The 7,175-nt window shown below is 68.9% G+C and carries 9 protein-coding genes; 3 read left to right on the top strand and 6 right to left on the bottom strand.

The window, feature by feature from the left end; all coding sequences use genetic code 11:
* Positions 1–19: 19 nt before the first annotated feature.
* The 6 genes from ACY5KJ_RS15455 to ACY5KJ_RS15480 form a co-directional block, all read right to left on the bottom strand.
* Complete coding sequence (locus ACY5KJ_RS15455; RefSeq protein ID WP_462203663.1) at positions 20–823, bottom strand: acyl-ACP desaturase; 804 nt, start codon at positions 821–823, stop codon at positions 20–22.
* A gap of 31 nt (positions 824–854) precedes the next feature.
* Positions 855–1,757, bottom strand: a complete 903-nt coding sequence (locus tag ACY5KJ_RS15460) for a class I SAM-dependent methyltransferase (RefSeq protein WP_462189086.1) — start codon at positions 1,755–1,757, stop codon at positions 855–857.
* Positions 1,754–2,014: an acyl carrier protein gene (locus tag ACY5KJ_RS15465; RefSeq protein WP_462189085.1), complete on the bottom strand. Its 261-nt coding sequence runs from the start codon at positions 2,012–2,014 to the stop codon at positions 1,754–1,756. Before ACY5KJ_RS15465 ends, ACY5KJ_RS15460 begins: the two co-directional genes overlap by 4 nt.
* Positions 2,015–2,707, bottom strand: coding sequence for a PaaI family thioesterase (locus ACY5KJ_RS15470; RefSeq protein WP_462203664.1), 693 nt, complete (start codon positions 2,705–2,707; stop codon positions 2,015–2,017).
* A gap of 91 nt (positions 2,708–2,798) precedes the next feature.
* Complete coding sequence (locus ACY5KJ_RS15475; RefSeq protein WP_462189083.1) at positions 2,799–3,167, bottom strand: hypothetical protein; 369 nt, start codon at positions 3,165–3,167, stop codon at positions 2,799–2,801.
* 9 nt (positions 3,168–3,176) lie between these two features.
* Positions 3,177–4,754 (bottom strand): AMP-binding protein, encoded by a 1,578-nt coding sequence (locus tag ACY5KJ_RS15480; RefSeq protein ID WP_462189081.1) that lies wholly within the window; start codon positions 4,752–4,754, stop codon positions 3,177–3,179.
* A 389-nt stretch (positions 4,755–5,143) separates the two neighbouring features.
* Between ACY5KJ_RS15480 and ACY5KJ_RS15485 the strand changes: the two genes are divergently transcribed.
* The 3 genes from ACY5KJ_RS15485 to ACY5KJ_RS15495 form a co-directional block, all read left to right on the top strand.
* Positions 5,144–5,461: a hypothetical protein gene (locus ACY5KJ_RS15485; RefSeq protein WP_462189273.1), complete on the top strand. Its 318-nt coding sequence runs from the start codon at positions 5,144–5,146 to the stop codon at positions 5,459–5,461.
* 103 nt (positions 5,462–5,564) lie between these two features.
* Positions 5,565–6,854 (top strand): cytochrome P450, encoded by a 1,290-nt coding sequence (locus tag ACY5KJ_RS15490; protein ID WP_462189274.1) that lies wholly within the window; start codon positions 5,565–5,567, stop codon positions 6,852–6,854.
* A gap of 185 nt (positions 6,855–7,039) precedes the next feature.
* On the top strand, positions 7,040–7,175 hold a 136-nt coding region (locus tag ACY5KJ_RS15495), incomplete at its 3' end, for a LysR family transcriptional regulator (protein WP_462203666.1).

Consider the following 7,175-nt stretch of genomic DNA (forward strand, 5'->3'; position numbering starts at 1 on the left):
CCCCGCACCACACAACGGATCATGCAATCCGAAAATCACCATCAGATCCACGGCCAGCCTCGGGACGCACTTCCCAAACAGGCCTTAGTGGCATCCAGAAGTGCGCGATAACCTCCCGGATCGGCTCGACGACGGCGTCGCCGTGGCGGCGCAGGTACCGTTCCACGATGTCGGCCATAAAGGTGAAGTGCCGGGCCTCGTCCTTGGCGAGCCGGTTCGGCAGATCGGCCAACACCGGATCGCCGACGACCGCCCGCAGCTGCTGGTAGTACAGCTGGGTCGCCTTCTCTTGGACCAGGGCGTAGGCGAACAGCGAGACCGCGTGGTCGTGCGGCAGTTCGAAGTGCTTGCGCCCCTCGGTCGCCAGTTCCCGCCGCAGCTCGTCGGGATCGGCGATGCCGGCGGCGACCTGGTAGCGGAACAGCACCCGGGCGTGGCTGTCCTCCTCCTGCGCCCAACGCACGGTGAAGTGGTAGAGCTCCCGGTTGTGCACGAAGTTCTCGACGTCGACGTCGGGGTTCAGCGGGAAGGCCCGCTCGTACACGCCGAAGTAGCCGGGCAGGTGGTCCTCGATCAACGTGATGAACCGGACCGCGGATCGCTGTCCCTCGGTGAGCCGATCGGCGTCGGCGTTCTCCCAGGCGAACGTCGATTCGACGTTGAAGCGGCGGGTGGTGGAGCCCGCCTGGTGGAAGGCGATGACGGCCGCCTCGACCTCGGCGGGAGGAAGCAGCGGCGCCAGGGCCGGGCGTGCGGGGGCTCGCGGCGGTTCGACGCCGCGGGCCTGGCCGAACGCCGGCCGGAGAATGTCGGATGCCGTCATGATGTGGATCCCGTTCCTCTCTCGGCGGCGGTCAGCGTGCCTTGCGGCACACCAGCGCGTAGTGCTTGGTGATGTAGCCCCAGCCGGCGTTCGCGACCTCCAGATAGCGGCGCAGCGTCGCGGCCGTTCCCGGGCGGATCGCGTCGATCCGCTCCGCGGCCGCGTCGACGTTCACCAGCCAGTCGTCGATGGTGCGCCGGTAGTCGTCGGTGAGATCGTCTAGGCTTGCCAGGGAGAAACCGGCGTCCTCGGCACCGGTGACGAGGTCGGACAGCGGCCGCATGTCCCCCCAGCCGAAGATCGATGCGCGGACGAACTCGGTCCCTTCCCGATGGTCGAACGCCCCCCGGGTGGCAGCGTTGCGAAAGCAGCTTTCCGACACGTACAGCCGTCCGTCGCGGCGCAGCAGCGCCCGGGCCCGCCGGAACACGACATCGAGGTCGGGCATGTGCACGATCGAGCCGAGCATTGTCACTGCGTCGAAACTCCCCGAGGGCAACTCGACCGTCTCGAAGTGACCCTGGACCGTGGTGACGCGGTCGCTCACGCCGAGTTCGGCAGCTCGCTGCGCGATGTAGGCGTGCTGTCGCCCCGCGGGGGAGACCCCGACGACCTCGGCTTCGTACTCGACCGCCATGAACAGCGTCAGCGAACCCCAGCCGCATCCGATGTCGAGGAGGCGACCACCGCGGCGCAGGCCGAGCCGATCGGCGACGAAGTGGAGCTTGGCGATCTGCGCCTGCTCGAGGGTGTCGTGCTCCGTGCGGTAAAGACCCGAGCTGTATTTGCGCAGGGGATCGAGGAACAGGCCGAAGACCTCGGGCGGCAGGTCGTAGTGCTGATTGGTGTCGCTCGTCGTGGGTTCGGTGCCCGTCGTGGGCCCGGCGGCGAGGCCCACCGCAGCCTCCGGTGCGGTGGTGACGGGCGAGTTCATGCGGCCTGCACCTGCAGCGCCGCCTGGACGACGTCGGCGACTTCGGCGACGGTGACCGCCGAGAAGACGTCCTCGTCCTCGAGCTCGACGTCGTACTCGCGTTCTACCCGGGCGATCATCCGGAGCACCTTCACCGAGTCCGCGCCCTCCACGGAGCGCAGATCGGCGTCCGCAGCCAGGTCCTCGACCGGGATGCCGAGCTCACGAGCGACGATGGCGGTGACGGTGGTGACGATCTCCGCATACGACACTGACATTCAGTGCTCCTCTGAGGTGGGGAGGCCGGCGGCGGTGGACCCGGTGGCCGGTGGTCTGGTGAGCGTCGCCGCCAGTGCCTGCGCGACACGGTCGGCCTCGGTCGGATTCAGCATCATCCGGTCCCGGGCGGTGTCCATCGGGGTCGGGCGGTAGGTTGCGCTTGCGGTCGCGAGCAGCGTCCCGGCATCGTCGAGGATCTCGGCCTCGGCGTGCACCAGCCCGTTTGCTCTGCCGCCGTTTACGCCGCTGTTCGCTCCGCCGACCGTGCCGCCGACCGGTGCCGCGTCCCCGCAGCCGGGGGTACCATCCGGGACGCCGTGCAGCCGGGCGACGCAGCGGTACTCGGCGCCGACGCTCAGCGGGGCGAGGTAGCGCACCCGCAGCGCGGTGGTGAACGCGGTGAGCCCGACCTGCAGCACGATCAGATTGCCCATCGTCTCATCGACGATCACTCCGATGAGGCCACCGTGCACGACGCCGGGATAGGACTCGTGCCGGCGTTCGAGTCGGAAACGGGTCGAGATGCCGTCGGCGTGGGCGGAGAAGCGTAGTTGCAGCCCGTGCGGATTGTGCGGCGAGCAGCCGAAACACCGATAGTCCGCGAGCACGGACCACGGCACGCTCAGGTAGTCCTCCGGATCGTCGGCTTCCCGCGGGCCGTCAGGGCTCGGCGTCATCAGGTGGCTGCGCATCGGGCTCCCTGGTCGATAGGCGCGGAACGCGCGGCTGGTCGATGGGCGCGGAACGCGCTGGGCGTGCGGAATCGGAGGCGGGGCTTGCGGGTCAGAGCACGCCGCGCCCGACCAGGTCGCGTACCGCCAGCCGTTGGAATTTGCCGCTGGAGGTACGGGGCAGCGCACCGGGCTCGACCAGACGCACCGTCACCGTGGACAGCCCCAGCGCCGCAGTTGCCGCCATCCGCAGGTCGGTCGCGAGTCGGGCTCGGTCCGCGGGCTCGGTCAGCGCGGTCTCGCCGACCACCGTGACGCCGCCGGCAGCCTTCGCTCCGGTGGCGTCCGGGGGGCTGTCGGCGGCGTCTGGCTGGTCGGGGGAGCCGAAGGCGACGACGCGACGTCGGTGCACGCCCGGAAGGTCACGCACCGCCGCTTCGGCGTCCTCGGGGTAGTAGTTCACGCCGCGTATAATGATCATTTCCTTGTCTCAGCCGGTCACGAACAGATCGTCGCCGCGCTGGAAGCCGAGGTCGCCGGTGCGCAGCCAGCCGTCCGCGGTGAAGCCCCCGGTCGTCAGGCCCCCCGCGGTGAGGTAGCCCGAGGTGACCGAACCACCCCGGATCTGGATCTCGCCCACCCGCAGGCTCGGCGCCAGACCGTCGCCGAGCGGATCGGCCAGGACGTCACCGTGCAGGTCGGCGATGCGAATCCGGATGTCGCGGACCGGCCGGCCGACGGCGACCAGCCCCTTGGCGCGCGGATGCTCGCGCGGGACCTCCGTCACGATTCCCTCGGCGGCGAGTCGGTCCCGGTCGACCCAGGTGACCACGGGGGCGCGGCCCAGCGGCGGGAAGGCCACGGCCAGGGTGGCCTCGGCCATCCCGTACACGGGGAACATCGCCGTGGGGGCGAACCCGGCCGGCGCGAAGTGGTCGAGGAATCGCTCAACGCCGACCGCGGAGACCGGCTCGGCTCCGTTCAGCGCGACGCGCCACCGGCGCATGTCCAGCCCGGGTACCTCGTCCGGGTCGATCGCCCGGACGAGGTCGTCGTAGGCGAAGTTTGGCGCCGGCGAGATCGTGGCGCCGCTGGCGAGGAACGAGCGCAGCCAGCCGGCGGGGTCACGGACGAAGTCCGCCGGGGACCAGACGGTCATCGGGATGCCGGTCATGATCGCACTGAGGGTCGCGAACAGCCCCATGTCGTGGAACAGCGGCAACCAGATTCCGCCGTGATCGCCCTCACCGAGCCGGATGCCGTCGATGATCGCGCGGATGCCGCACAGCGCGGCGCGGTGGCTGAGTACCACGCCCTTCGGGGCCGCGGTGCTGCCGGAGGTGAACTGCACGATCGCGATGTCGTCCGCACCCACCGCACCCACCGCACCTACCGCACCCACCGGACGCCCGGGACTCGGAGGTGGCTGGCGCGTGGGCGTGGCGGGACCGGCGTCGCGGGCCAGGTCCGCCGCGGGGAGGAACCGGAGTCCGCCGAGCCGGTCGGCCGTCCGGCGCAGGATGGCGGACACCCGGCCTCCGGTGACCACCCGGTGGATGCCCGCGGCCGCCGTGGTGCGCGAGACCCGGTCGGCATAGCCGTTGAGGTCGTGCGCGGTGGTCGGCAGTGGCAGCGGACAGGCCGCCGCGCCCGCCCGACTGATCGCGAAGAGCGCGAGCAGAAACTCGGCCGAGTTCGCGGCCAGTACCCCGACCCGCTCACCGGCCTGGACCCCGTCCGTCGTCAGCGCGGCCGCGATCGTCCGGGAGGTGGCCGCGAGGTCCCGCAGCGAGATCACCTCGCGGGTCGACGGGAACGTGACGGGTGTGTCGGGATGCCGGGCGGCCGCAACGTCCAGTGCGTCGTGCAACGTCTCGGCGTCGAGCGGCTCATGGTGCCCGCGAGCGTCGGTCGTGCCGGTCGGGTCCGTCGCGTGGCTGCCGTGGGTCGTGTGGGCCGGCCCCCCGGTCGTCGCCGACCGTGGAAAGACCGGCCGCGGATGGACCGTCGGAGACGTGGGCGAGATGGCGGAGGTGGGCGAGGTGGCCTCGCTCCGGATGGCAGGCATGATCCGCACTCCTGTCTTCCGCGTCCAGGTGTCTTCCGCGCCCGTGCGACGGATGGGGCCCGGCCGGCACCGAGGCGACGGCGGCCGAACAGCAGCCGATGGGGCTACCCGTCAGGTGTACTCGCCCGTCGGGTGTACTGATGTCTGTCCGTCGGGTGTACTGATGATCGGATGCGCTGATGAATGCCGCGGGCAGCAGGAAAAGGCTCGTGGGTATGGTGGTCGTTCGTCAATAAAAATTCAGGTAATCTATCGATCCATCAGGGCCGACAATACATCACCGAATCATCCCGGCGGTCGAAAAATTCATCCGATGGTTTCCTGGGAGTTTAGGAGTCGAAATGAAATAACTTGCGCGTTTCGAACCCTCCACAGGCCTGTGACCTGCGATGATGCTCTCGATCACGTATTTGTTACTTCATTACATCCCCTTACCTGGGTGTCGTCCTGGTGGTATCAAATGTACCGATCACCTCGCCGGGTCGACGGCCCGGCGCGCGACCGCGACCGCGACCGCGACCGCGACCGCGACCGAATCAAGTTTCCTGGTGTCCGGCCTGAATCTGGAGGCGAGGGTCCGGAAACGAGACTCGGGAACGGAACCGAGGGTCCCCACCCGCCACCGTCCCGCCGTCCTACTCATCCCATCCGTCGCCTCCATTCCCTCATGTCTCCCGCCGCGATCGGGCTCCGGGCAGGTGGCCTGAACGCACAGGTCCCGGGGCGCTTCCAGGTGGAGACCCACCGTGAACCAAGCGCCGTGGCACCACTCGCGCTGGCATTCGTCGGACCGACGATGAGGAGCACACCATGGCAGTCACAACCGATTCCGTATTCGCCGGGGCGGACGCCGGTACCGGCGTCGCGGCCGACCACGGGAACCCGCTCCCGGACCAGGCGCCTGATCTGCTGGCCGCGTTGTTCGATCCCGCGAACAGGCCGAATCCCTATCCGCTCTATGCGCGCCTGCGGGCAGCCGGCCGGCTGCCCGAGACGCCGTTCGGACTGCAGGTCGCCACCCGGCACGACGACTGCGTAGCGGTACTGTCCAACCAGAGTTGGGGGCACGATCAGGAGGCCCACCAACTGCATCCCACCTTGCCCGCCGAGGAGTTCCCGGCGACGTTCCTGTGGATGGAGCCGCCGGACCACACCCGGCTGCGCGGCCTGGTGAGCAAGGCGTTCACCCCGCGTCGGGTCGCCGATCTGCGGCCGCGTATCACCGCCCTCGTCGACGACCTGCTCGACACCGCGCTGCGGGCCGGAGAGTTCGACCTCATCGAGACGATCGCGTACCCGCTGCCACTCACGATCATCTGTGAGATCCTCGGGGTGCCGGCGGCCGACCACGGCATCATCCAGATCTGGTCGCAGGCGCTGGCCAGGGCGTTCGACCCGGACGTCCTGATGTCTCCGGAGGCGTTGGCGGAACGTAACGACGCCATCCCTGAGTTCCTCGCCTACTTCCGTGCGCTGGTCGCGCGCAGCCGCCGCAGCGGTGGCGACGATCTGCTCAGCGCGCTGGCCGCCGTCGAGGAGCAGGGTGATCGGCTGACCGAGGACGAACTGCTCGGCACCTGCGTGACCCTGCTGATCGCCGGCCACGAGACGACGGTCAACCTGGTCGGCAACGGGGCGCTGGCGTTGCTGCGTAACCCCGATCAGACGGCGTTGCTGCGCGACGAACCGGATCTCATCCGGCCCGCCGTCGACGAGCTGCTACGCTATGACTCCCCGATCCACCTCAACACCCGGGCAGCGATCCGGGAAATGACGGTGGGTGGCCAGACCTTTTCCCCGGGTGAGGGCGTGGTGGCGTTGATCGCTTGCGCCAACCGCGATCCGGAGGCGTTCGACGACCCGGACCGTCTCGATGTGCGCCGCTACGTGGCGGGCTCCGGCGCGTCCCGGCACCTGTCGTTCAGCCTTGGCCACCACTACTGCCTCGGCGCGCCGTTGGCGTTGCTCGAGATGGAGATCTTCCTGGCGGGGTTCCTCCACCGGGTCCGGTCCGCCGAGCTTCTCGTCGATTCGCCGCCCTACAAATCCAACCTGCTCATCCGAGGACTGGCGGAGCTCCCCGTCCGCTTCCGGGGATAGTGCCGCAAAGTCGCGGATCGAGCCGATTCTGATATTCTGCTCGAAGTCAAGTGCCAGGTCGGAGGCGTGGTGGATGCCACGTCGGGCGAATCTTACGCCGTATCTTCCGTATCTCCACACGCCGTATTCACCCGTAGTTTTTCGGGATCGCTAGCGTGTCCGCGGGAGGTGCCATGGAGAGCAAGATCGATTTCCGATACCTCGTCTCTTTCCTGGCGATCGCAGAAGAACTCCACTTCGGCCGGGCCGCGGCCAGGCTCCATCTGGCCCAGCCCTCTCTCAGGAGTCGAAATGAAATAACTTACGCGTTTCGAACCCTCC

It is taken from the genome of Frankia sp. CcWB3 (assembly GCF_977927595.1).